Here is a 23,184-nt window from a genome sequence, read left to right as displayed (position 1 = left end):
GCAGCGCACGATTATTCAGGGCAATTACGCGACGGGTTGCCACATGCCATAAGCCGGAGCACCTGTTTATTCCCCGTATAGGCCTCGTGAGCCTTGTCGGGGCGTTCAAGGAAACCCAATAAGGTGTTGTCATTGGACACGAGCACATTGACCAACGGATAGAAAGGCACCTGCTCACTCTTTGGCGTCGAGACAAACGTCAACAGGTCACTGGGGTCGCTGAACATCACCAACTGCGGCCCCGGCAAATTGGCAAGCGCACGGCTCGCCCCAGCCCGAGGCGATTGCGGGGAAGCGGCATCCCCCAGCTTGATCACCATCGCCCTGATCGGGTCCTGCGGATACCGATCATCAGTGTCCAGTGCATTGATCCCCGTCTGCAGGTTCTGATCCGCCAAGCCCAGCAGCGGCAATTGATTAGCCATCATGAACACCGTTCTTGTGCGCATGAAAGTTTGCCGCGCAGCCTGGCCCTTGGCGTCATCGGCATTGGACAGCAGGCCGTTCAGCGCATCAAACACCACTTTGCTGCCCAGGCTCTCCGCGAGAATGACCAGTGGTGTTTGCTCGGTTGCGACGCGCTGTACTTGCTGGGTTGCCGTTCCCTCACCGCCGGGGGTGGCCAAGGCCCGAAGAATGGCCGTCTGGATCTGCCCGCTGATAAAATCCCTGGATTTCCCCTGATAGATCAGCGCATCGGCGAGGCAATCGTCGATCATCTCGTCCTTGAGCACTTTGTTAATGCTTGCGCGCTGGTAAGGATAAGCTGGCGTGCTATTGCCGGAGTCGACACACACTTGGCTTTTGTTGCTCTGGTCATAGCACAACTGTTCCTTGAGCGGCGCTATGACCGGCCACCACGCCAACGCGTTGGCACGCACATGGCCACCCGCGATCGCAAGGTTCTGTTGGTACAACTGCACACGAGTGCCCGGCACGTCAGTACGCTTGGGTGCGACAGGATCCTTGCCGCCGAGCATCGCGTTCAAATCACGGATGGACTCGGCTGCCCACTGTGCGTCCTGGGTACACATGCCATGCACTATCAGTACATCCAGTGTCTTATCGGGAGCGGATTGCAGCATCGTCGCAATCCCCGCAAATTCGGTGCTTTCTCCAGGCGGCGCATGAAATTGCGGTGGGTCGTAGGGCGTAGTGCAACCTGACAACCAGGTGGCCCCCAGCATTACGCTGGGAGCGATGAACAGAGAAAAAAAGCCTGAGCGGGTAGACGACGTCAGCATCGGGACACTCCTTTGTGCGAGGCCCAGGCTGAAAACAGGGCTAGCCGAGGCAAATAAGCCAGCCGCACTATCGCGTGATCCCAAAGCGTGCGCACCTGTCAACATTGACAGTAGACACCGCACCAAATGGTCTGCTGCTACAGCAATCCCCCGCCGTCGATATCCATCACGGCACCGGTCATAAACCCGTTCTCCATGGCCAGCACATACCCCGCCGCAACCTCCTCAGCCTGCCCCACTCGCCCAACCGGCAAGGCCCCGCCAGCCTTGGCGAACATCGCCAGCCGCTGCTCCTCTGTCAGCCCTGCATAAGCCGGTGTATCAATCACCCCCGGGCTGATCACATTGACCCGACGGGGCGCCAATTCTTTTGCCAGTTGCTTGCCCAGCGCTTCGGTCGCAGCGTTGATGCCGGTCTTGATCAACTGGCCGGGCGCCAGTTTGCGGCCCAGTTGGCCCGAGGTCAGGCTGATGCTGCCGTGCTCAGCCAAAAACGGCAGCGCCTGTTGGATTGCCCGCAGCGCGCCCCAGAGTTTTACGTTGAAGTTGTCCTGGGCTTCGGTCAGGTCGGTTTCACTGAGGGTTTTGGCCCGCACCGACGGCCCGGCGGTATAGACCAGATGATCAAAGCGTCCGACCGCTTCGAACAAACGCTGCAGGGAGACGCTGTCGGTCACGTCGACCGGCTCGCTGCGCACGCCGTTGTCGACACTGGAGGTCAAGCGGCGCCCGGCCAGCACCACCTGCGCGCCACGCGCTGCGGCGGCCTTGGCCACTGCTGCGCCGATACCGCTGCTGCCGCCAATCACGATGACGGTTTTACCGCTGAGGGGGGATGTCATGAGGTTGATACCTGATTGAGAAAGTGAGTGTTGATCTTCTCAGCTTGGCAATCAGCGAAAAATCCCGGTAAAACGACAAGATCTTTAAAGGATTTTTACAAATGAGCTCAACCCTGGACCTGGAAGTGTTTGTGCGCACCGCCGACACAGGCAGCCTCTCGGCGGCCGCGCGTAGCCTTAACCTCACGCCGGCAGCAGCCAGTATCGCCCTCAAACGGCTGGAAACCCGCTTGGGCATCCGCCTGCTCGCCCGTTCCACCCGCAGCATGCGCCTGACCGAAGAAGGTCGGCGTTACCTGGACAGCGTACGCATAGCCCTGGAAGCCTTGTCCGAGGGCGAGCAAGCGATCAAACAACAAGGCCAAAGCCTCAGCGGCCTGTTGCAGTTGGCCGCCCCCTCGGATTTCGGGCGCAATGTGCTGCTGGGCTGGCTGGATGAATTCAAGGTCGAGCACCCGAACATCCGCCTGCAGTTGTTGCTCAACGACAGCAACGCCGATTTGTTCCGCGACACCGTCGACATCGCCCTGCGCTTTGGTGTGCCACGGGACTCCAGCCTGGTGGCATTACCCGTCGTGCCCGGCCACCATCGCATTCCTTGCGCGAGCCCTGACTACCTCGCGCGGCACGGTACGCCGCGTACGCCTGCGGACCTGGCGCAACACAGTACGCTGCGCTACATGCGCCGGGGGCAGCCGAATAACACCTGGTACTTTCGCCAGGGCGCACTGCTCCAGGAAGTCGAAGTGACGGGCGATTACCTGAGCGACGATGGCGAAATTGTGCGGCGTTGGGCGTTGGCTGGCCACGGGGTCGCGTATAAGGCCAACCTGGATATCGCCCGGGATATCCAAGCCGGGCGCCTGGTGCCGCTGTTGCCCGATTGGCAAGGCGAGCCCACCCCGTTCAACCTGATGTGCCCTCACCGCCTGCAAGTGTCGGAACGGGTGAAAGTGCTGCATCGTTTTTTACAGCAGCGCTGTCAGACCTTGCTGAGCGCATGAAGAAAGCCGTGCCGGGGTTGTTCCAGAGCCCTTGAGTCTGGTATTGCATCACTTACGTTTCCCAGCCATGAGGATCTTTGCATGATTTACCGCACATTGGGCCAGTCCGGGTTGAAGGTCAGCGCACTGACCCTGGGCACCATGATGTTTGGCGAACAGACCCACACCGAAGACTCGCTGCGCATCATCGACAAGGCCTGGGACCAGGGCATCAACTTCATCGACACCGCCGACGTTTACACCGGCGGGCGCTCCGAAGAAATCGTCGGCGAAGCCATCGCCCGCCACCGCTCGGATTGGGTGGTGGCGTCGAAAGTCGGCATCGGCCCATTGGACGGTTTACCCAACCGCAATGGCCTGAGCCGCAAGCGCATTTTCAACGCACTGGAAGCCAGCCTCACCCGCCTCGACACCGACTACCTGGACATCTATTACCTGCACCGCGAAGACCACGACACGCCGCTGGAAGTGACGGTGTCGGCGATAGGCGACCTGATCCGCCAAGGCAAGATTCGTTATTGGGGCCTGTCCAACTACCGGGGTTGGCGCATCGCTGAAGTGATTCGCGTGGCCGAGCGTTTGGGCGTAGACAAGCCGATCATCAGCCAGCCGTTGTACAACATCGTCAATCGCCAGGCCGAGATCGAACAAATCACCGCCGCTGGCGCCTATGGCTTGGGCGTGGTGCCTTACAGCCCGCTGGCCCGTGGCGTGCTCAGTGGCAAGTACGCACCTGATGTGACGCCCGAAGCCGGCAGCCGCGCGGCGCGCCAGGACAAACGCATTCTGGAAACCGAATGGCGGGTTGAGTCACTGCGTATTGCCCAGCAGATTCAGCAATACACCCAGGGGCGTGGCGTGGGGATCGTGGAGTTTGCGATTGCCTGGGTACTGAACAACTCGGCGGTCAGTTCAGCGATCGTCGGGCCGCGTACCGAGGCGCAGTGGGATGCGTACACCGGGGCGCTGGATGTGAAGATCAGCGCTGAAGATGAGGCGTTTATTGACTCACTGGTGACGCCGGGGCATTCGTCTACGCCGGGGTTTAATGATGTGGGCCATTTTGTCTCGGGTCGCGTAGCTCGTTCTTAGCGTGTACCCCGGCTCGCCCGCCGCCTGTGACAAGTAGCAGGGTGTGGCGAGCCGCGCTCGCCATAAAAGCCCGCTTGCCACAGGGATTGGCCAAAACCGCGCGTCGTGAAAAATTTTCCGCAAAACGCCCCAAAACCGCGCAACCGATTCCGCCAAAAGCACCATAATCCCCTCCTGAAATCTCTCTCTTTTGTAGCAATCGGTTTTCGCGAGGACAGTGTGTCTAAAGGTGTTGTGTTATCGGTATTGGCCTCGGTGTTGTTTGCCGTGATGTATTACTTCACTTCGTTGCTCACGCCATTGAGCGGCCTGGAAATTTTTGGCTGGCGCATGTTGCTGACCGTGCCCTGCATGACCGTGTTCATGATCGTCAGTGGCGAATGGCGGCGCGTGTGGGAACTGGTGCGAATGTTGGTGGCCAAGCCGAGGCTGATTGGCGGTGTTCTGCTGTCGTCGGTCCTGTTAGGTGTGCAACTCTGGCTGTTTATGTGGGCACCGCTGAATGGGCGCAGCCTGGATGTGTCGGTGGGGTATTTCCTGCTGCCGCTGACCATGGTGCTGACCGGGCGTTTGGTGTACGGCGAACAGCTGTCACGCCTGCAGCAGATCGCGGTATTTTTTGCCGCGCTCGGGGTGCTTAACGAGTTGTATCAGGCCGGGGGTTTTTCCTGGGCGACATTGGTGGTGATCATCGGTTACCCGATCTATTTTGTGGTGCGCAAATACTTGGGCACCGATCACTTGGGCGGCTTGTGGCTGGACATGGCACTGATGCTGCCGGTGGCCTGGTGGTTTGTGCAGAGCGGTGAACAGGGGTTTGCCGTGCTCGATGTGCACCCCAAGCTGTACGCGTTGATTCCGATGCTGGGCTTGATCAGCGCCTCCGCCCTGGTGAGCTATATCGTTGCCAGCCGCTTGCTGGCGTTCAGCCTGTTTGGCTTGCTCAGCTACGTGGAGCCCGTATTGCTGCTGGCGGTGGCGTTGATATTGGGAGAAGGCATCAAGGGCGGCCAATGGCTGACTTACATCCCGATCTGGCTGGCGGTGATGGTGCTGGTGTATGAAGGGTTCAAGCACTTGGTGCGTCAGCGCAGAGCGTGATTCGCAGGCAATAAAAAGCCCGCCCGAGGGTTAACCTCGGGCGGGCTTTTTTACGCTTAGTCGGCGGTCAGTACACCACGACGCACCTGGTCACGCTCGATCGACTCGAACAGTGCCTTGAAGTTGCCCTCGCCAAACCCATCATCGCCCTTGCGCTGGATGAATTCGAAGAACACCGGGCCCATCAGGGTTTCCGAGAAGATCTGCAGCAGCAGACGTTTGTCGCCTTCAATCGAAGAACCGTCGAGCAGAATGCCGCGTGCTTGCAGTTGGTCCACCGGCTCGCCGTGATTCGGCAGGCGGCCTTCAAGCATTTCGTAGTACGTGTCCGGCGGCGCCGTCATGAAGCGCATGCCGATCTTCTTCAGCGCGTCCCAGGTCTTGATCAGGTCGTCGGTGAGGAACGCCACGTGCTGAATGCCCTCACCATTGAACTGCATCAGGAACTCTTCGATCTGGCCGGCACCCTTGGAGGACTCTTCGTTCAGCGGGATGCGGATCATGCCGTCAGGGGCACTCATGGCCTTGGAGGTCAGGCCGGTGTATTCGCCCTTGATGTCGAAGTAACGCGCTTCACGGAAGTTGAACAACTTCTCGTAGAAGTTGGCCCAGTAGGCCATGCGCCCGCGGTACACGTTATGGGTCAGGTGGTCGATGACCTTGAGGCCGGCGCCCACCGGGTTGCGGTCAACGCCTTCGAGGTACACGAAGTCGATGTCATAGATTGAGCTGCCCTCACCGAAACGGTCGATCAGATACAGCGGCGCGCCGCCGATGCCCTTGATCGCCGGCAGGTTCAGTTCCATGGGCCCGGTTTGAATATGGATCGGCTGGGCGCCCAGCTCCAGCGCGCGGTTAAACGCCTGTTGCGAGTCTTTGACGCGGAACGCCATGCCGCACACCGATGGGCCGTGCTCGGCCGCAAAGTAGGATGCGAGGCTGTCGGGCTCGTTGTTGAGGATCAGGTTGATCTCGCCCTGGCGGAACAGGTCGACGTTCTTGGAACGGTGGGTCGCGACTTTGGTGAAGCCCATGATCTCGAAGATCGGCTCCAGGGTGCCCGGGGTTGGCGATGCGAATTCGATAAATTCAAAGCCCATCAGGCCCATTGGGTTTTCGTATTGGTCGGCCATTTTCGGCGCCTCATTCTTGTAGTGAACAAATAGTTATTTGCGAGCAAGGATGAGGTCGGAGGGAGGCGCACAAGAGAGGCCCCGCACACTGCGTGCGAGGAAGTCACCAAAGATCAGGGGGGAGCCGAATAGCTTCATGGTTACATCAGTCTCTGACGGCCGAGGCTTGCGTGAGCGCAAGTCCATATTCTTGTATGCGTAAATCGATTCTACACAGCGTAACCGTATTTGTCCGCACTCTTATCAAATCCCCATTGGCTTGGCCTGCGCAAGGGGTTTGTTGCACAGATAAATGCCAGACAGGATCACCGCGCCGCCCAGCACCATGGGCGCAGTCAGTTGTTCGCCCAGCAGCAGTGCGCCGCACATCACCGCTGTCAGCGGGTTAAGCGCAATAAACACACCGGCACGGGTCGCGCCGATGCGCCGAATGCCGTCGTAATAGCCGATGTACGCCAGTGCTGAGCCCAGCACGCCCAGGTACAACAAACTCAATGCCTGCGGCAGTTGGAGGCTGCCGAGCCCTTCTGCGGTGAAACGTCCCATGAACAGGGTGAGGACGGTGAGCATCAAGGTGCCCAGCAGCACGGACCAGGTGACGGTTTGCAAAGGGCCGAGGCTCTGATTCAGCTCACGGGAAAACAGCGAGTAAATCCCCCACCCCACTACGCAACCAAAAATCAGCACGTCGCCCCGCCAGTTGCTCGCGGTGCTGTGCAGCAACTCAGGGTTGCGACTGACAATCACCACGGCGGCGCCCGCCAGGCATAAGGCGATGCCCATAACTTTGGCGACACCCAGGCGCTCTTTGAAGAGCCACCATGAGGCCAGGCCGATCACCGCCGGATTCAGCGCCACGATCAACGAGGCGCGCGATGCGTTGACGTAATGCAGGCCATAGAAAAAACACAGGTTATAGAAAAAGATGCCAAAGAAACCCAGCACGCTCAGCCGTACCAGTTGCCGAGGATCGGGTCGCGCCAGAGGAATCCGCGCGCACACCATAAACAGCAGCAGCGCCAGGCTGGCCAGGATAAACCGCAGGCTGGCGGCCAGTAACGGGGCGATCCGATCGGCCAGGTAGCGCCCGGCGACAAACGTGCCGCCCCATATCATGGTCACAGCAGCAAGTTTCAGATAGGTCAGTCGATCGGACAGAGGGTGCATGAGGAGGTGCTCAGGGTATTGAAGGATTGGCGTATTCTTCGACTAATGATCGGTAATCGTAAAATGAGCCTTTACTCATGACCCTGACGCAGTTGGAAATATTTTCGTTAGTCGCCGAACTGCAAGGTTTTACCAGTGCAGCTCACCGCCTCGGCATCAGTCAATCCGCGGTGTCGCATGCGATCAAGGCCCTGGAACAAGAGTTGGGCGTGGAATTGTTCCGGCGCCACCAGTCGTTGGTGGAACTGAGCGATATCGGCGCGCAATTACTCGGGCGCGCGCGTGCAATGCTGGGCCTGGCCAATACCTTGCAGCAGGAAGCGGCCGATGCCCGCGGGATGAAACGCGGCACACTGCGGATTGGGTCGTTCGGGCCGACGGCGTCAATCCGCATCTTGCCCACGCTCCTGCGGCAGTTTCGACAGGCTTATCCGGGCATCGAAGTGCACGTGGACGAAGGGCCCGACAGACAGGTTATCCAGTGGCTGGATGAGCGCAGGATCGATGTCGGGTTTGTGGTGCTGGATCAGGAGCGCTTCGACACCGTGGCCTTGTTCGAGGACCAACTGGTGGCACTGCTACCCGCCGGTCATCCACTGGCCGCTAACGCGGCGCTGCCCTTGCAAGCGCTGTGTGATGACCCTTTTATTCTCACCGAGGCCGGTTCCTCGGAACTGGTGATGCGTTTGTTCAGCGAGGCCCGTTTAAGGCCTAAAGTGCGTTATCGCTGCGCCCAATTGCTCAGCACGCTGGAAGCCGTCAGCCGTGGCGACGGGCTGAGTATCGTGGCGCAAGCGTCGCTGCCGGAACACGTCGACCCACGCTATGCAGCGCGGCCGTTGTCTCCCGCGGTGCCACGCCGGATCGGTCTGGCCGTGCTTGACCGCCGCCAGTCCTCACCTGCCACCCTGGCGTTCATCGCGCTGGCGCAAAAGCTGCACCACGCCGGGACTTAGCGATAACTCATGGTGAACGAGGCCAACCCGTTAGCGACGCCGGGCGTGATCGTTTGCTCGGTTTGGACGTAACGGGCGGTCAGGGGGATCGTCACCTTGCCATTGCCGGTGCTGCCCACCTGCCATTGATTCAGGTTGCCCACGGCCGCGGAATCGGCGCCATACCTCACCAATTGGGCGCCATGCAGCAGTTGCAGCGCCACGCCACGGGCGTTTGAAGTGCGGGTCAAGTTCAACCGGTCACTGCGATTAGCGTTGTCAGTCTGGTCGGTTATCGTGATGAATACATCCTGGGTACCACCAGTTCCGCCAGCGCACTCCAAGGTAATATCCTGGGTCACGCTGCCGGCGAAACTGCCTGGCCCCTTGAAATCACGGCTGGCTATACGCCCCACCGGCATCGCAATCGACGGCGCAGAGACACGGCAGGTAGGCCTGCGCGGTGGTGCTATAACCGCAGGGGTAAAGTTGACCGCCACATAGCCCGGACCTGCGGTCGATACATTTGTCAGCGTGTACCTGGCGATATTGCGGGAGGGAATCGTACCGGCCGATACCGGCCCGGTGGCAACCAGATAGACCCGCCCTTGAAGCCCCCAGCCATTGGGTTTGTTATGTTTGGTGTTTAACAGTGTGGTGCCGGTGTGGCTGATGGCACGCATTGGCTGGCCGGGGTCCCTGGCCATCATGGCGAACCCGACCCCGGGCAGGCCGGTGGCATACACCGGCATTGACACGCCTGAGGCGCTGAACGTCCTGCCACTGACTGGCGAATTGACCACGCTCATGTTCGCAGACACCGGTTGCTCGACGGGCCAGTCCTGATATCGACACAGCATCACAAAGCTATTGTTGCCGAAGTCATAACCGTTCGCCGCACCTATCACCTGACCCACTTGCGGGTTGACCGGCAAGGTGATCGGCGCAATGGAGAGGTTCAGTGTCGCTTGTGGCGTACACGTGCCAGCACTGAAATGAGCATGGGCCGCCATCGCAAGTCCCCAACCCGCCAACAGTGCGCTCATGCGAAAAAACCTGATCATATCGCCACATCCTCTGTAACAGGACCCGCCAGGGACACCGAATGCTCGCGCGTCACGCCGTGGTCATCCAGGGTGGTAAAGCGCAGCGTCGCCGAGCCTTGCCAAGGTGCTGACCGGCCTTTCAACATCAGGTTTGCCGTGGTGCGTGGCAACAGCATCGGCGGGTCCTCACTGGGGTACTCGACGCCCTCCAGGGTCAGCACGACGCTGGATAACGTCACATGAAAGGCACTGGGGTTATGCACCCGTAGCACCGGGCTGTCGCCGCCCAGCCGCCACCGCAGGGTCTGCACGGCGTCCACCTCCCGGCCTGTCAGTGCCTCTGGGCGCAGGAACAGCTTGATTCGTGTGCGAAAGACAAATTGCAGTTGATTGCTAGTCCTGGCCGTGGGCCGGATACCTCGTACATTCAGCCAATACACTGACTCTTGAGGGCGTGCGTTCGCCTGCTCCTCAGCGGGGTGGTAAGCCAACCGCAACCCCTGTGCCGTGCCGGCCTCCAGCCGCAGGATCGGCGGGCTGACCGTAAACGGTACGTCACTCAACTCCGGCAAGGCCTCAGGGTCGCCGCGATCAATCCATACCTGCACCAACCTCGGGCCGTCAGCTTCGTTGCGAAGGTTGACCGTCACCTCCCGCGCGGCGGCGGGGTAGATGATGCGGGTTCGATCTATGACGATTTCCCCGTGCGCCGGCCACATCTGAGCCGCCAGTGCCAGACCGAACACGGTCCTCAACCACCTGTTAAACATCAACTGCTCTCCTCCTGCCTATCCAGGTCGCCCTTGCACTGGCTGATCAACTGGTCCGCGTTTTGCTGGCGCCGGCCGGGTTTTCGGGGTGGCAAGCGATACTGGATAAAGCAGCGCTCGCCGGCGGCCTCAGCCCAGCGGACGGTCAGCGTGCCGTGCTCGGCAACGCCACGCACAAACGCCTTGCCGGCCTGCCCGATAACGCCGACTTCACTACCGTGTTCATCGAACACCTGTGCGGCGAACGGCACGGGTTTGCCGTCTGGATAGGTCGCCTTGATCACCACCGCCCGGCCGCTGACGGTCTCGAACCTGACCCGCGACACCGCCCCCATCGTGGGGACGACGTGATGGTTGGACGCTTTCAACTCCACATCCATGGGCATGCCCTGTGGATCAATGGCCACTTCATTGCGCTGGTACGCCCTGAGCGAGGGCATGACGCCATAGCCGTGTTTGTCGATACGCACCCCGGAACTGCCGAGCTGCGCGCCCTGCGCATCCGGCGCATAAACCAGCGCCGAGGCTTCACCTAGGCTTGGCGAGAGCGTGACGCCGCCGTCATGGGCGATGAGCCCGCCATCGGCGCTCATGGACACTTGCGCGCTGTCCCGGCTCTGGCCATAACCGGCGCGCAGGCTGGCGGTGTTGCTGCGATAGCCCGTGTAGGCATTGAAACTTGAGCCGTGCTGGTTACCCGTGCCGTGGTTGCCGATCAGCCCGTAGTGAGTGTGATCTGAATCCCCCAGCAAACCATTGATTCCGACTTGCTGTTGGCTGCCGCGCGAATCACCGGCGTCCCGGTAAAGCGAACTGCTCAGGGTCGGTGCGTGCGCGCCATCGCCCAACGGCATGGAGAGGGTCAGTACCAGATGATTATCGACACGCCCTGCTTGCGTGGCCCGGCCAAAAAAGATCTCGTCACTGCGTTCTCGGTCGCTCGAGCGATGCGTTTCACTGACCCTCGAGCGCTGCGCCGAGAGGTTCCAGTTGAGCTTCTTCCAATGGGCCCCATAGCTGACAGTGAATGAAGTCTGGCGCCCTTGCGTCCCGGCCCAGTAGTCGATGGAACTGCCGTACACACTCAGCGTGCCCTCGCCCACCTGCTGACTGATCGTCAGGTCCAATCGACTTTTCTGCCGGGTATAACTGCCCATGCTCCCGCCGTGATGCCCCAGTTCCCGTACAGTCAGTGCGTCAGGCAGGCTCAGATAGCCTTCGGTAGAGAAGCGATAGGCCCCCAACATAAAATGTGTCCCTGAGTACGGCACGTTCTTGCTATAGGCCAGGCCCCAGCTTTGTCCGCCGAACAGCCCTTGCCCCGGCACCTGAGTACGCGAGCGCGTGCTGTCGAGGGCGAACGCGCCGATAGGCGTGCTCATCGCCACACCCACCTTGGCTTGACCATAACCCTGGGAAAGCGTGCTGCCTGCGTAGGCGGTCAGGCTATTCGTGAGCCCCTGCTGGAGGGTGCCCTGGAATACCGTGGGGCTGGCGCCGGCTAGCCCGCGTTGTTGCACGCGCCCCATGGTCACGGTGTAGTGGGTAGCGCCATTACGTAACAGGTGCGGGGCAACCGAATAGGGCACGACAAAGGTGCTACTCCGCCCGTCCACCTCGGTGACGCTGACGTTGAGGTCGCCACCGTAACCGGTGGGGTAAAGATCATCGATCACAAAGGGCCCGGGAGCCACCGTGGTTTCGTAGAGCGTGTAGCCATTCTGGCGCACCGTCACCGTGGCATTGCTTTCGGCGACGCCGCGAACCTGTGGTGCATAGCCTTGTTGCGACTGCGCAAGCATGCGGTCCTCGGTCGCCAGGGTAATACCCCGTACGCGCACGCCGTCGAGGATCTGGCCGCTGCTGAAACTGTCGCCAACGGTAAGTTGCGAACGCCAGGTTGCAAGGGAGCGTTGCAGGTAGGTGGCCGTTTGTTGATAAGGCAACCGGCCACTTCGCGATGCCCAGGCTTGCCCTCCCTGGTGGCGCAGTCGCCAGTCACCCAGGTTGACGCCGCCGTTAAGGCCCAGGTAGCCCCGGTCCTCACCGGCGCCCGACGTCACCGCTGCGGCGCTGAAGTTGTAATTGAGCAGTGCGGCATCAATGCCCTCGTCCCACTGGGCAGGGTCAATGTAGTCGCGTGCGGAGCGGTTGATGTAGACCTGCGGGATACTCAGGTCCAGCGTCAGCGACTCGGTGTCGACGCGGCTGCTGGCCATGGGGATCCAGTCGGCGAAATCGCGGCAGGCAGCCTGCGAGGCGCCGTCGAGTGGGTGCAGCACCACCCCGAGTTCGGCAAGCTGTTGCGCACTCACGCACGGCTGCGCGCCATCCTGCTCATTGCGGGGCACGAAATTGAGCGCGTGGCGGCCAATCGATTGCCCATTGAGCATCACGTCTACGCGATAAACGCCAGGCGCTAGCGTATTGACGGCATTGAAACGCGTGATGTCCGCCGGGCTGGACTGGCCGCTGCTGAAAGCCTCTATGTCAAACAACAATGGGGCAGCCTCGACCGATATCACCAGCGTACTCAGGAGGCCGAACAACACCACCAGCCGAGGATGGGAAAACAGCCAGGCGCATTGGTAGAACGTAAATTGTAATGAGGCAGGCATAGTCAGAACTTCAGGGGCGCACGCTGCGGCGAGGAAAACGCGCCGTAGTCATTGATGTATTTAAAATGCACCTGGGCATCAGCGGGAATTGCATGCACGACCTCGCGCACGGCCAGTGTCAGATGACCGCCGGGCGCCACCATGCCCTCTCCCGCCGGCAGCAGGCGCGCTTCAGGTTGCGCGCCCATGGCCAGCGCGACCTCGTTGAATGTCACGTGATAGGCCGATGGGTTGTGCACTTCCAGGAGCGCGCCCTGGGCGCTGCGGTGCAGGGTCCAGCGTAATTGGGCGGGCGCCTCGTCCGTGCTGCCGGGTAAATGGGCCGGCCGAAAAAACACTTTGGTGCGGATGCGAAAGGCGAACTGCAGGTGGCTCGCAGGAGCGTCGTCCTGAGCGGACTGCTCAGCGTTGACCTTGGGCGGAATCTCAAGCGCGTTCAGCCAAAACACTGACTCGCGGTCAGCCGGCAGCGGCTCTTGGGTATAGACCAATCGCACCGCCTGGCTTTTGCCCGGGTCCAGACGGAATACCGGTGGCGAAAGAATGAAAGGCACTTCACTGCCTGACGGGGCTGACGCTGGGTCACCCGGGTCCAGCCACACCTGCACCAGGCGCGGAGCCCGCGGGTCGTCGTTGGTCAGGCGTAGCGTGACTTCACGGCGCTGCTGCGGGTAGATGTGCCGAGTGCCGTCAATCACCACGCCGGCGTGGGCGGCGCTTGGCCATCCCGCGCTGATCGAAAGGGTCATCAGCAGGCAACTCAGAAGCAAGGGTCGGGCGAGCATGGATCGGTCCTTCAAGGCGCTGTCCGGTGCCTGGCGAATCGCCAGGCACCTGGGCCTTGATCAGGGGAACGTGATGGAATACAGCACTTGCGTGCTGACCGGGCCAGGGGTTGCAACACCGGTGGCGAAATACTGAGCCGCGAACGGCAACGACACTTCACCGTTTTCAGGGACCTTTGCGGCGCTCGAATTAAGGGCGAGGCGAAGGTCCATAGGGCGGTGAGTGGTGCCGTCGACAATCTGTACTTCAACCAGAGAAGCGGGCTTCGGCGAGGCAGGCGCTTGATTCTTCAAGTTACCGGTAGCCGGGTTGATGGCAGGGCTGCTGCTCTCAAACAAGACGGCCACGGCCGTGTCCTTCGGGCAAGCACCCACTCGCACAAAAAAGGGCGTGGTGCCGGCCGTCTGGCCTCTGGCCTTGAGCGCGCTGGCCTGGACCTTGCTGAGCGCCACCGCGAAGTTCGAACTGGTGCCAGCCGCGGAGCCGGAGCCGCCACTGATACTGCACGTTGTACCGGTGATTTCACCGGTCAGGCTGATCGTGCCATCTGCGCCAAACACAGGCAGCGTGGCAACGCCGGTAGCGGCCAGCAAGGCGGCGGCCAGTCGGATTTTTTTCATTGCGGGTGTTTCCTCATAAGTAGCGTTAACGGGTTGCAAGACGAATTTCAATTATTGAAAGACGAGGTTGTACCGTCCCGCCAAAGTTGGGCTTGAACGGCTGAGAGAGAGGCTGGAGGGGGTGTTGTTCCTGAGTCTCTTACTTTTTGCAACGATGTTTATCTTGCCAAGGTGAAGTGCCCGCAACAACTGACCAAACGGCTAGGTGGATGGGCCTCAAACAACTGAGCACACCGGCGTAATGCCATCTATCATCGGCATACACCTCTGTTTTCATTTCGTTATTGGCTGCCCCTATGCCCCTCACCGCCAAAGGCCCACGAAGCCGAACCGTACGCGCGTTTATCAGCGGAATCTGCGGCGTGCTCCCCGTTTTACTGGGCGTTGCGATTCTTTATTGGCAGGCCGAACGCACCCTTGAACAAAGCACGGACCAAACCGCCCACGAAGCCGTTCGCCAATTCGACTTGATGCTCGACAATACCGCCCTCGCCGCCCGCACATTACTGCCGCTGGCCGGCCACCCTTGCGACAACGGTACGCAACTGGCCCTGCGTGAGCAGGTGACACGTCGGCCCTTTGTGCGAGCGACGACCCTGTCCTGGCAGAAAAACATTTATTGCAGCTCGTTGTTCGGAGGTACTTACCAGTCAGCGGTTAACCCGGATGATTACGTTGATGGCACGCTGAGGTTGATGAACGGCAACCCGGTGACGCCGGATACCGCGCTGCTGGTTTACCGCTTGGTCGAAGGCGATAAAGCCGCATTTGCCTCAGTTGACGGCTACCACCTGACCAACGCCTTGCGCCTGATCAGCCGTTACGCGTACCTGATCCTGCAAGTCGGCCCCAACTGGTTGGATGCGGACGGCAAAGTACACAACACCGCTGTGCCGGAGTACGCCGTGGCCCATCACCACTTGGCCTCTGAGCGTTATCACTACAGTGTCGACGCAGGCATGCCCGACGGCGAGGTCTGGCGTTATATGGAAGCGCGCTACCCGGCCCTGTTCAGCCTGCTGGTGTTCTTCGGCGTACTGGCGGGCATGCTCGCGCACTGGCTGCAAAAGCGCTCGTCCGCACCCACCCACGAGCTGCAGCGCGCCTTGGGTGCCAACGAGTTCATTCCCTATTTCCAACCCGTGGTACGCGGCGATACCCGCGAATGGGCTGGCTGTGAAGTGTTGATGCGCTGGCAACACCCGAAAGAAGGCCTGGTGCGCCCTGACCTGTTTATCCCGCTGGCCGAACACTCCGGCCTGATCGTACCGATGACCCGCTCACTGCTGCGCCAGACCGCCGCGCAACTCGCCCCACATGCCGGGCGCTTCAGCCCTGGTTTTCATATCGGCGTGAACATCACGGCACACCACTGCCAGGATCTGGACCTGGTACAAGACTGCCAGGAGTTTCTCGCCGCCTTTACTCCAGGCCAGGTGACGCTAGTGCTGGAGTTGACCGAACGCGATCTGATCCAGCCTACCGACATCACCCGCCGCTTGTTCGACGCCCTGCATCAACTGGGCGTGATGATCGCGATTGATGACTTTGGCACCGGCCACTCGAGCCTGGGTTACTTGCGCAACTTCAATGTCGACTACTTGAAAATCGATCAAAGCTTTGTCGCCATGATTGGGGCCGATGCACTCTCAAGGCATATTCTTGACAGCATCATCGAACTCTCCGGCAAGCTGGATCTGGGTATTGTGGCCGAGGGTGTGGAAACAGCAGAGCAGTGCGAATATCTCGCGGCACAAGGTGTGGATTTCCTGCAGGGTTATCTCTTCGGTCGACCGTTACCCTGTGAAGAGTTCATTAAGTCCCTGACCAGCCATTGAATAGCCATCTACTGCGCTCGATGAAATAATCTTATTAAAGCAACAACGTGATTTACTCGTGCGACATTAACTACTACAATTTTTCCTGCCTGTGCTGAACTCGCAGAAAGGCCTCTTTCTTTGAGTCACCTTAAGCTCTTGGCTTACTAGCTTTGTCTGCAGTTGATATCAGCCAACTACACTATTGGAGTACAGATTTTGTCCAGACTCGCCGAATTTCGCGCAGCAGAAAAAGCCCTTCAAGAGCAGCTTGCCCAGCTGGAATCCCTGAAGAACGACGCCGGCCTGAAAAAAGAAATCGAATTTGAAGAAAAGCTGCAAGGCCTGATGAAGCACTACGGCAAAGGCCTGCGCGACATCATCTCGATCCTTGATCCAAACCCAGGCAAAGCCGGTGCCGCCACCAACGCCCCCAAACAGCGTCGCGCGCGCGTGGTCAAGGTTTACCACAACCCGCACACCGGCGAACTGATCGAAACCAAGGGCGGCAACCATCGCGGCCTGAAAGCCTGGAAAGAACAGTATGGCGCCGCCACTGTAGATTCCTGGCTTCGCGGCTAATCAAAAGTCACTAGCAAAAAGCCCCGCCTACGCGGGGCTTTTTTTTTGAGGGTTCGAAAACGAATCTAACTACCGTTTCACTTTGTTCACTATCGATCAAAAGGGTGTGTTCAAAGTTTCAGACTGTCGCGCACCGAACTCACTTCACCCTGGCTGGCCTCGTAGGCTTCGGCTTGGCCCGCGTATGAAAAAACATACGCTTTATCGGTATCTACCGCGCCCACCAATGTTTGTGACAACACGTGCCGTCCGTTCTCGGTAATCACGCAAGTAGTTTCCATCGCCTCAAGACGGCTCAATGTGGTTGGGTGCATTTTGCTGCACACGCTTTGATAACCACTGCGGGCAAATGCTTTCTGGATGGATTTACGCATGTCCAGCAACACACCCTGAAGATTAACTTTATGCCCGGCCTCAATCGGTGTGCCGGTCAACTCCATGACCATCAAGGTATTGCCATTTTCATCATTCTTGATCGCGCGTTGCCGAGACGCCGCCAGGGGGGTTACCGGCGCGGCGTCGTCGGGCACCACCTCCTCGACTTGCCAGCCGCTGGGCCAATGAATTTCCGGGTCTGCCGCTTGCACGAATGAACTGCCCAAGAGTGGGCCAAACAGCAAACACAAAGCACTCAACAGCGGTTTACGGAATTCAATCATTGCGAAAAACACCCAAGGTTCAAGCGCCAAAGTTTGACGCCCGATACCCGCAAGTCGCAAGCGCTGTGTGACCTTTTCATTTGGCGCAGCAGGCAGGCCTTGCGTATCATGGCCGCGCTGCATGGATGCTTGCCGCACGCCAAGGGAACGCTATTCTCACTTCAAGCCGCGTTTGCCCCATTTTTCTGGAGGGCCCATGAGCCTGCACGATCTGAACACTTTCCCGGGCGTCACCGCCCAACCCGACACCGCGACCACGAACTTCGTGTTCAACCACACCATGCTGCGGGTCAAAGACATCACCAAATCGCTGGACTTCTACACCCGCGTCCTGGGTTTTTCCCTGGTTGAAAAGCGCGACTTCCCGGAAGCCGAATTCAGCCTGTACTTCCTGGCTCTGGTGGACAAAGCCCAGATCCCGGCAGATGCCGCTGAACGTACCCAGTGGATGAAATCGATCCCGGGCATCCTGGAACTGACCCACAACCACGGCACCGAAAACGATGCCGATTTTGCCTACCATAACGGCAACACCGACCCTCGTGGTTTTGGCCATATCTGCATTTCGGTGCCGGATATCGTGGCTGCCTGCGAGCGCTTTGAAGCCCTGGGTTGCGACTTCCAGAAACGTTTGACCGATGGCCGCATGAAAAGCCTGGCGTTCATCAAAGACCCGGACGCGTACTGGGTTGAAATTATTCAACCGGCGCCGATGTAAGCCGCTTATGGGTGGGTGCAGAGCGTCACTGAATGCATTCCCACGCAGCGCGCAGGAACGAAAAAACCCCATGATCACTCATGGGGTTTTTCGTTTTCGAGCGCGAATTTATGCCGGAGCGGAGGTTCGGATCAGGTGATCGAAAGCACTCAAGGAAGCCTTGGCACCCTCGCCTACCGCAATCACGATCTGCTTGTACGGCACGGTGGTTACGTCACCGGCAGCGAACACCCCTGGCAGGGAAGTTTCGCCACGGGCGTCGACAATAATCTCGCCACGAGGCGTCAGCTCCACAGTGCCCTTGAGCCAATCCGTGTTGGGCAGCAAACCGATCTGAACAAAAATGCCTTCCAGGTCGATGGTGTTGAACTCACCGCTATCGCGATCCTTGTATGCCAAGCCGGTGACTTTCTGGCCATCGCCTTTGACTTCACTGGTCAGCGCGCTGGTGATGACATCAACGTTCGGCAGGCTGTAGAGCTTGCGTTGCAACACCGCATCGGCGCGCAACTTGCTGTCGAACTCAAGCAACGTCACGTGGCTGACGATACCGGCCAGGTCGATGGCCGCTTCAACGCCAGAGTTACCACCGCCAATCACCGCTACACGCTTGCCCTTGAACAACGGGCCATCGCAGTGCGGGCAGAAACACACGCCCTTGGCCTTGTATTCCTGCTCGCCCGGCACACCCATTTCGCGCCAGCGGGCGCCGGTGGCCAGAATCACGGTCTTGGACTTTAGGGTCGCACCGCTTTCAAAGCGAATCTCGTGCAAGCCACCGGCATTTTTCGCAGGGATCAAGCTGCTGGCACGTTGCAGGTTCATGATGTCCACGTCGTACTGACGCACGTGTGCCTCAAGGGCACTGGCCAGTTTCGGCCCTTCGGTCTCTTGTACAGAGATGAAGTTTTCGATGGACATGGTGTCCAGTACCTGGCCGCCAAAACGCTCGGCCGCCACACCGGTGCGGATGCCTTTACGCGCGGCGTAGATGGCAGCCGACGAACCGGCTGGGCCACCGCCGACGACCAGCACATCAAAGGCGTCTTTGGCGCTGATTTTCTCGGCGGCTTTTTCGATGCCGCTGGTGTCGAGTTTAGCGAGGATTTCTTCCAGGCCCATGCGGCCCTGGCCGAAGTTCACACCGTTGAGGTAAACACTGGGCACTGCCATGACCTTGCGCTCATCGACCTCAGCCTGGAACAGCGCGCCGTCGATAGCGACGTGGCGGATGTTCGGGTTGAGCACCGCCATCAGGTTCAACGCCTGCACCACGTCCGGGCAGTTCTGGCATGACAACGAGAAGTAAGTCTCGAAGCTGAACTCGCCTTTCAAGGCGCGAATCTGTTCAATCACTTCGACACTGGCCTTCGACGGGTGGCCACCGACTTGCAGCAGGGCCAACACCAGCGAAGTGAATTCATGGCCCATCGGGATGCCGGCGAAACGCAGGCTGATATCGGCACCCGGGCGGTTGATGGAGAACGATGGCTTGCGCGCATCATCGCCATCGGTTTTCAGGGTAATCAGCGTGGTGAGGCTGGTTACGTCCTGCAAAAGAGCGAGCATTTCCTGGGATTTCGCGCCGTCGTCGAGGGAGGCGACGATCTCGATCGGCTGGGTGACCCGTTCCAGGTATGACTTCAACTGAGCTTTAAGATTGGCGTCCAACATACGGGCGATTTCCTATTAATTCGGTTTATTGCAGACAAAAAAACGCCCGAGCGAAACTCGCCCGGGCGTTTTGAGGGCGGTGCAGCTTACTTAAGGTGCGGCACAATCCGCCCTGAGGTGTTTCACAGGCTTAGATCTTGCCGACCAGGTCCAGGGACGGAGCCAGGGTGGCCTCGCCTTCTTTCCACTTGGCTGGGCACACTTCGCCCGGGTGGGCAGCAACATACTGAGCGGCCTTGATTTTGCGCAGCAGCTCGGAAGCGTCACGGCCCACGCCGCCATCGTTCAGCTCAACGATTTTGATCTTGCCTTCTGGGTCAATCACGAACGTGCCGCGGTCAGCCAGGCCAGCTTCTTCGATCAGTACGTCGAAGTTGCGGGAAATGGTCAGGGTTGGGTCGCCGATCATGGTGTACTGGATTTTGCCGATGGCTGGCGAAGTGTTGTGCCAGGCAGCGTGAGCAAAGTGGGTGTCGGTGGAGACGCTGTAGATTTCGACGCCCAGTTTCTGGAATTCGGCGTAGTTGTCAGCCAGGTCTTCCAGCTCGGTTGGGCAGACGAAGGTGAAGTCGGCCGGGTAGAAGAACACTACGGACCATTTGCCTTTCAGGTCAGCATCCGACACGTCTACGAAGTTGCCGTTTTTGTAGGCGGTAGCTTTGAACGGTTTTACTTGGCTGTTGATGATAGGCATCGATGACTCTCCGTCAGGGGTTAGTAAGTTGATGGGATGAATCCTACCCACTCTCTCCGACGATGGCTCATTGGCAAACCTGATGCTGACGATTGGTTTTCGCTATCAAGTGACACTATTAATAGAAGAAATCTCAAATCAGCGGTTGGGTGGCCAAGGTCATGCCAAGAAAGGGGGTCATGCCGAGATAAGGGAAAATTAAGCCGTTCGATCTGTAACGATATGATTTTTATGATTTTTCTATGACTGATAATTTCGAACAAACAAAACGCAAAATCCAGCCCTTTTTGATTAGCCCTCCTCACAAAATCAAAGCGTATGGCTTCGCTGGTTTTCTTAGGAATCGAGGACTAGGTTGATGACTTAGTTCGTAATAGCGTTCCGGCGGCGTTTTGCTCGAAAGCACTAGCCTCCTCGATGTAGCCGTGTACGGTGCTATCGTGCCGCCAACCACCCTGGCGCTTAATTTCCAGAAAATCCGCCCCTGCACGATAAGCACTGGTGGCCAAGCCTCGGCGCAGGCTGTGGCTGCTCATCTCCAGGTCATGCAGCAACCCCGCTTCACGGGAGCGGCTGGTCAGAATGGTATTCACGCTGCCCTCGTGTAGCGCCATATCACCGACTAAGTCCCAGCGGCTGATGCGCCGAAACAACGGGCCTTGCTCAATCTGAGCGGTATCGAGCCAGCGCCGTAACGCCTTCGCGGGGCAGCAAAGGCCGTCGCCATACGGGATTGCCTTTGACAGGCCCTCACCCTCCTGGTCCGTCTTGGAACGGGGCAATAGGATTAGCAGTCCCTCCCGCTCCCACTGCAGCTCGCGAACCTCCAGCGCGACCAGTTCGCTGCGCCGAAAAGCGCCGAAGAATCCGACTTGCAACAATGCGCTGTCACGCCGCGCGGCAAGCCCGCCGAGCGTGTCCAGGTACTTCACCATGCGTTCGAGATCCTCCATGTGTAGGGCCTTGGCTTTTTTTCGAGGACGCCCGTTCACCCGTTCAATCCCGCGCAAAGTCTTGCGTACGGTGGCGGTGACTGCTGGGTCAGGAAAACCTTGATAGCGGTGCCATTGCGACAGCGCGGTGAGGCGCAGGGCCAGGGTGCGTGGGTTCAGCGCTTCGGCGAACGACAGCAGGTAGCGAATCACCGCGGCCTCATCGCACGGCAACACGCCGCCCCAGGCTTGGAAGTGGCGAATCGCCGAGCGATAAGTGCGCCGGGTGTTGTCGGCGGTGGCCGCGGCGAGAAAGCGCTGGTGTTGCAGGGCCAGTTGCTCGGTGGTGGCGAGCGTACCGTGGGTACGGATCAGCGCAGAAGGGTCGTCTGACCGTACTGCAGGGACGCTGTCGTCGCTCTTGCTCGCTGTCATCAAGAAACGCCTGTTTAAGCTTTGTGTACCGCTGAGTATAGGCGTGGATACCGATCATGAACATTTAACTCACGATAACCACGCTTATCGCGGGTTAATTATCCACATCTCCAAGCTGGTCTATTCTGTACTTTAAATGATGTATTACGTTTTCCATATTACGCTACGAAATAATCGGAGACCGGTATGGCTCGCCCAGGTGTTCTTTATGTTCAGGTGGCCAACGCGGCGGCTCGACTCGCGGCCGAGGGCCAAAATCCTACAATCGACAGTATCCGTGCCGCCCTCGGTGGAACCGGTAGTAAGAGCACTATTGCGCCCTTGTTAAAACGCTGGAAAAGTGCACACCCGGCCACGGTGATCCAGGCGGATCTTGGCTTGCCGGCCGAACTCGTGATGGCGTTGAAAGAGGTGTACCTAAAAGTTCAGGCGCAGGCGACCCTCCAATTCGAACAAGCGGAGCAGATCCATCAGGCATCTAACGCCGCGCTGCACGAACAGTTGCAGCAGACGGTTGTGGAGCAGGAAGCTCTACTCAACATCCAGCAGCAGCAAGCGCTGGCTCTTGTATCAGCCGATACGCGTCTCCAAGAGTTGGATGAAACCGTGCAACGTCAGGAGATCGCCTTGGCCGGCCTACGCAGTGAAAAGCTCGGTCTTGAACAGCGACTCGCTGACCGCGTCGCCGAGCTGGCCTCACTGACCCAACAACTGCAGCACGCGCGCGTGCAGTTTGAGCATTATCAGACATCGGTCGCTCAGCAACGCGCCGACGAGCGTCGGACCGCTGAACAATGCCAGCATCGCCTTGAATACGAACTGACTGAACTCCGGCAACGACTGCTCGCTCAGCAAACCCGTCTGGGTGAGCTGCAGGCTCAGGAACAACAACTGTCACAAGACAACGTTCACCTTCAAAGCTCCCTGCTCACTGCTCAGGAGGCGCTCATCCAGAGCCGTAGTGCACATGCGCAGGTGGTGTATCAACTTGCCGAGCTGAACCAGACTCATCAGACACTGGAACAGCGTCATGAGCATAGCGAACGGCGTTTGGTTGAGGCGCAGACCAACCTGGCTGTGATCGAACGGGAGCTAGGTTTACTGGCGCAACGGTTAACCCAAACTGAAACCCAATTGACCGAGTTGACCACAGAAAAGCAATTGCTCCTGCAAGACAACGCGGTACTCATTAGTCAACTGGCGGAGTTCAGATCGAAGCAATCGAGCCTGTTATCGGGGTCTTGACATCCGGCCAGCCAATCAGGCTTGACGATCTGGAACAGACGTTTCATAAGCTGAAGAGGACGGCATTTCC

Annotated in this window: 21 protein-coding genes; 8 read left to right on the top strand and 13 right to left on the bottom strand. The window is 59.1% G+C overall.

What is annotated here, in order from left to right:
• Positions 1 to 11: 11 nt before the first annotated feature.
• Positions 12 to 1,328, bottom strand: coding sequence for a hypothetical protein (locus tag ACI77D_RS25860; RefSeq protein WP_407017742.1), 1,317 nt, complete (start codon positions 1,326 to 1,328; stop codon positions 12 to 14).
• A gap of 53 nt (positions 1,329 to 1,381) precedes the next feature.
• The gene (locus tag ACI77D_RS25855) at positions 1,382 to 2,086 is read right to left on the bottom strand and encodes an SDR family oxidoreductase (protein WP_407017741.1); all 705 of its coding nucleotides are present in this window, start codon (positions 2,084 to 2,086) and stop codon (positions 1,382 to 1,384) included.
• Positions 2,087 to 2,187: 101 nt separating this feature from the next.
• Between ACI77D_RS25855 and ACI77D_RS25850 the strand changes: the two genes are divergently transcribed.
• The 3 genes from ACI77D_RS25850 (at position 2,188) to rarD (ending at position 5,283) form a co-directional block, all read left to right on the top strand.
• Positions 2,188 to 3,090: a LysR family transcriptional regulator gene (locus ACI77D_RS25850; protein ID WP_064452509.1), complete on the top strand. Its 903-nt coding sequence runs from the start codon at positions 2,188 to 2,190 to the stop codon at positions 3,088 to 3,090.
• A gap of 81 nt (positions 3,091 to 3,171) precedes the next feature.
• Positions 3,172 to 4,182 (top strand): aldo/keto reductase, encoded by a 1,011-nt coding sequence (locus ACI77D_RS25845; protein WP_221294824.1) that lies wholly within the window; start codon positions 3,172 to 3,174, stop codon positions 4,180 to 4,182.
• A 219-nt stretch (positions 4,183 to 4,401) separates the two neighbouring features.
• Positions 4,402 to 5,283, top strand: coding sequence for an EamA family transporter RarD (gene rarD / locus ACI77D_RS25840; RefSeq protein WP_064452511.1), 882 nt, complete (start codon positions 4,402 to 4,404; stop codon positions 5,281 to 5,283).
• Between the two features lie 56 nt (positions 5,284 to 5,339).
• Here rarD and hppD read toward each other — a convergent pair whose 3' ends face one another.
• Positions 5,340 to 6,416: a 4-hydroxyphenylpyruvate dioxygenase gene (hppD, locus tag ACI77D_RS25835; RefSeq protein WP_128589249.1), complete on the bottom strand. Its 1,077-nt coding sequence runs from the start codon at positions 6,414 to 6,416 to the stop codon at positions 5,340 to 5,342.
• A gap of 243 nt (positions 6,417 to 6,659) precedes the next feature.
• On the bottom strand, positions 6,660 to 7,583 hold the full coding sequence (locus ACI77D_RS25830; protein ID WP_407017740.1) for a DMT family transporter: 924 nt from the start codon (positions 7,581 to 7,583) through the stop codon (positions 6,660 to 6,662).
• 77 nt (positions 7,584 to 7,660) lie between these two features.
• Between ACI77D_RS25830 and ACI77D_RS25825 the strand changes: the two genes are divergently transcribed.
• Positions 7,661 to 8,539, top strand: coding sequence for a LysR family transcriptional regulator (locus ACI77D_RS25825; protein WP_262664773.1), 879 nt, complete (start codon positions 7,661 to 7,663; stop codon positions 8,537 to 8,539).
• Here ACI77D_RS25825 and ACI77D_RS25820 read toward each other — a convergent pair.
• The 5 genes from ACI77D_RS25820 to ACI77D_RS25800 are packed head-to-tail and all read right to left on the bottom strand — an operon-like array spanning position 8,536 to position 14,358.
• Entirely contained in the window at positions 8,536 to 9,564 is a 1,029-nt protein-coding gene (locus ACI77D_RS25820) for a fimbrial protein (RefSeq protein ID WP_407017739.1), read from the bottom strand. The two genes, ACI77D_RS25825 and ACI77D_RS25820, sit on opposite strands and share 4 nt — an antisense overlap.
• A 14-nt stretch (positions 9,565 to 9,578) precedes the next feature.
• Positions 9,579 to 10,334 carry a molecular chaperone gene (locus ACI77D_RS25815; RefSeq protein ID WP_407017738.1) on the bottom strand — a complete coding sequence of 252 codons (756 nt, stop codon included), beginning with the start codon at positions 10,332 to 10,334 and terminating at the stop codon, positions 9,579 to 9,581.
• Entirely contained in the window at positions 10,334 to 12,952 is a 2,619-nt protein-coding gene (locus tag ACI77D_RS25810) for a fimbria/pilus outer membrane usher protein (protein ID WP_407017737.1), read from the bottom strand. Before ACI77D_RS25810 ends, ACI77D_RS25815 begins: the two co-directional genes overlap by 1 nt.
• Before the next feature lie 2 nt (positions 12,953 to 12,954).
• Positions 12,955 to 13,737 (bottom strand): molecular chaperone, encoded by a 783-nt coding sequence (locus ACI77D_RS25805; protein ID WP_407017736.1) that lies wholly within the window; start codon positions 13,735 to 13,737, stop codon positions 12,955 to 12,957.
• A 60-nt stretch (positions 13,738 to 13,797) separates the two neighbouring features.
• Complete coding sequence (locus ACI77D_RS25800) at positions 13,798 to 14,358, bottom strand: fimbrial protein (RefSeq protein ID WP_221294830.1); 561 nt, start codon at positions 14,356 to 14,358, stop codon at positions 13,798 to 13,800.
• A gap of 296 nt (positions 14,359 to 14,654) precedes the next feature.
• Between ACI77D_RS25800 and ACI77D_RS25795 the strand changes: the two genes are divergently transcribed.
• The gene (locus ACI77D_RS25795; RefSeq protein WP_407017735.1) at positions 14,655 to 16,196 is read left to right on the top strand and encodes an EAL domain-containing protein; all 1,542 of its coding nucleotides are present in this window, start codon (positions 14,655 to 14,657) and stop codon (positions 16,194 to 16,196) included.
• A gap of 198 nt (positions 16,197 to 16,394) precedes the next feature.
• Complete coding sequence (locus ACI77D_RS25790) at positions 16,395 to 16,757, top strand: histone-like nucleoid-structuring protein, MvaT/MvaU family (protein WP_064452520.1); 363 nt, start codon at positions 16,395 to 16,397, stop codon at positions 16,755 to 16,757.
• A gap of 110 nt (positions 16,758 to 16,867) precedes the next feature.
• Here the strand turns inward: ACI77D_RS25790 and ACI77D_RS25785 are convergent, their stop codons facing one another.
• The gene (locus ACI77D_RS25785; protein WP_407017765.1) at positions 16,868 to 17,416 is read right to left on the bottom strand and encodes a DUF4946 domain-containing protein; all 549 of its coding nucleotides are present in this window, start codon (positions 17,414 to 17,416) and stop codon (positions 16,868 to 16,870) included.
• A gap of 196 nt (positions 17,417 to 17,612) precedes the next feature.
• Between ACI77D_RS25785 and gloA the strand changes: the two genes are divergently transcribed.
• Positions 17,613 to 18,134 (top strand): lactoylglutathione lyase, encoded by a 522-nt coding sequence (gene gloA, locus ACI77D_RS25780; protein ID WP_064452521.1) that lies wholly within the window; start codon positions 17,613 to 17,615, stop codon positions 18,132 to 18,134.
• A gap of 108 nt (positions 18,135 to 18,242) precedes the next feature.
• Here the strand turns inward: gloA and ahpF are convergent, their stop codons facing one another.
• The 3 genes from ahpF to ACI77D_RS25765 form a co-directional block, all read right to left on the bottom strand.
• On the bottom strand, positions 18,243 to 19,808 hold the full coding sequence (gene ahpF, locus ACI77D_RS25775; RefSeq protein ID WP_064452522.1) for an alkyl hydroperoxide reductase subunit F: 1,566 nt from the start codon (positions 19,806 to 19,808) through the stop codon (positions 18,243 to 18,245).
• A gap of 130 nt (positions 19,809 to 19,938) precedes the next feature.
• Entirely contained in the window at positions 19,939 to 20,502 is a 564-nt protein-coding gene (gene ahpC / locus ACI77D_RS25770; RefSeq protein ID WP_053255965.1) for an alkyl hydroperoxide reductase subunit C, read from the bottom strand.
• A gap of 350 nt (positions 20,503 to 20,852) precedes the next feature.
• Complete coding sequence (locus ACI77D_RS25765; RefSeq protein WP_406980467.1) at positions 20,853 to 21,869, bottom strand: site-specific integrase; 1,017 nt, start codon at positions 21,867 to 21,869, stop codon at positions 20,853 to 20,855.
• 186 nt (positions 21,870 to 22,055) lie between these two features.
• Between ACI77D_RS25765 and ACI77D_RS25760 the strand changes: the two genes are divergently transcribed.
• A complete protein-coding gene (locus ACI77D_RS25760; RefSeq protein WP_407017734.1) occupies positions 22,056 to 23,114 on the top strand; it encodes a DNA-binding protein in 1,059 nt (352 codons plus the stop codon).
• Positions 23,115 to 23,184: the final 70 nt, after the last annotated feature.

This window comes from Pseudomonas sp. O39, assembly GCF_045447295.1.
GTDB lineage: Bacteria > Pseudomonadota > Gammaproteobacteria > Pseudomonadales > Pseudomonadaceae > Aquipseudomonas > Aquipseudomonas antarctica_A.
Note: the sequence above shows the minus strand (reverse complement) of the source record. Positions and strands in the feature narration are given on the sequence as shown.